Source organism: Aminobacter niigataensis (genome assembly GCF_014200015.1).
GTDB classification, from domain to species: domain Bacteria; phylum Pseudomonadota; class Alphaproteobacteria; order Rhizobiales; family Rhizobiaceae; genus Aminobacter; species Aminobacter niigataensis.
Map to the genome: position 1 here is coordinate 1 of NZ_JACHOT010000022.1, position 2,135 is coordinate 2,135.

Genomic DNA, 2,135 nt, shown 5'->3' on the forward strand with positions numbered 1-2,135 from the left:
TGGCCTTGAGCTCCAACCTGCGCTTGTGGAGGACCGGCTCGGTGTAGCCGTTGGGCTGGGCGCGGCCTTCGAAGACGAGGTCGCAGGCGGCACGGAAGGCGGTCGACTGGTCGAACTCGGGCGCCATCGGCTTGTAGAGCGGGTCGCCGACATTCTGCCGGTCGACGATCGCCGCCATGCGCTGCAGCGAATCCATCACCTGGATGTGCGAGCAGACGTCGTGGCGCAGCCAGTTGGCGATGTGCTGGGAGGAGATGCGCAAGGTGGCGCGGTCTTCCATCAGGCCGACGTCGTTGATGTCGGGAACCTTCGAGCAGCCGACACCCTGGTCGATCCAGCGCACGACGTAGCCCAAGATGCCCTGCGCGTTGTTGTCGAGCTCGCGCTGGATCTCGTCGGGCGTCCAGTTGGGACGGACCACCACCGGCACCGACAGGATGTCGTCGAGCCGCGCCTTGGGACGGCTCTTCAGCTGGTCCTGGACCTGGTGCACGTCGACCTTGTGGTAGTGGGTGGCGTGCAGGGTCGCTGCCGTCGGCGACGGCACCCAGGCGGTGTTGGCGCCGGCTTTCGGATGCGCGATCTTCTGCTCCAGCATCGCCGCCATCAGATCGGGCATCGCCCACATGCCCTTGCCGATCTGGGCATGGCCGGACAGGCCGCATTCAAGCCCGGTGTCGACGTTCCAGGCCTCGTAGGCATTGATCCACGGCGCCTGCTTCATGTCGCCCTTGCGCACCATCGGGCCTGCTTCCATCGACGAGTGGATCTCGTCGCCGGTGCGGTCGAGGAAGCCGGTGTTGATGAACACCACGCGTTCCTTGGCGGCGCGGATGCACTCCTTGAGGTTGATGGTGGTGCGCCGCTCCTCGTCCATGATGCCCATCTTGATGGTTTTCCTGGGCATGCCGACGAGGCGCTCGACGCGGTCGAAGATCTCGACGGCAAAGGCGACTTCTTCGGGGCCATGCATCTTCGGCTTGACGACATACATCGAACCGGCGCGGCTGTTCATGCGGCGGCCATTGGCGCCGACGTCGTGCAGGGCGATCAAGGCGGTGATCGCCGCATCCATGATGCCTTCGGGCACCTCGTGGCCGTCGCGGTCGCGGATCGCGGGGTTGGTCATCAGGTGGCCGACATTGCGCACCAGCATCAGCGAGCGGCCGGGCAGCGAGACCGAAGCGCCGTCCGGGCCGGTATACTCACGATCGCCATTGAGCCTGCGGGTGACCGGCTTGCCGCCCTTGTCGAAGGTTTCCGACAGGTCGCCCTTCATCAGGCCGAGCCAGTTGCGGTAGACGACAACCTTGTCTTCGGCATCGACGGCTGCGACCGAATCCTCGCAGTCCTGGATGGTGGTCAAGGCCGATTCCAGCACCATGTCCGAAATACCGGCCGGATCGGTCTTGCCGATCGCACTCTCCCGATTGACCACGACCTCGACATGCAGGCCGTTCTTCACAAGAACCACCGCATCCGGGTTTTCCGCCGCACCGCGATAGCCAGCGAACTGCTTTGGCTCGCGAAGCGAAACCGAGCCATCAGCTGTCGCCAGCTTCAGCACCCCGCCCTCGACCGAGAGCCCGGTCACATCGCTCCAACTGCCCGTCGCCAGCGGCGCCGACTGATCCAAAAACGCCTTGGCCCAGGCGATGACCTTTTGGCCGCGCTTCGGATTGTAGCCCTTGGTCTTCTCGGCGCCGTCGGCATCGGAAATGGCATCGGTGCCGTAGAGCGCGTCGTAGAGCGAACCCCAGCGCGCGTTGGCCGCGTTCAGCGCATAACGCGCGTTCATCACCGGCACCACCAGCTGCGGGCCGGCGACGGTGGCGATCTCGGAGTCGACATTTTCCGTCGTCACCGCAAAGGCCGGGCCCTCCGGCACGAGATAGCCGATCTCGGACAAAAACGCCTTGTAGGCCGCCATGTCGTGCGGCGCGCCGTGCTTGCGGTACCAGGCGTCCAACTTGAGCTGGAAGTCGTCGCGCTTTTCCAAAAGCGCCCGGTTCTTCGGCCCGAGATCGTGCACGATCGCGGCAAACCCCTCCCAGAACGCATCCGCCTCGACACCCGTGCCGACCATCGCTTCCGACACCACGAAGTCGTGCAACTCACGCGATATCGAAAGGCCA

General features: G+C 64.9%; 1 protein-coding gene. It reads right to left on the reverse strand.

Annotated elements, in window-relative coordinates; all coding sequences use genetic code 11:
• A partial coding sequence (locus tag GGQ99_RS25970; RefSeq protein ID WP_183264793.1) for a malate synthase G occupies positions 1-2,135 on the reverse strand: 2,135 nt, incomplete at both ends.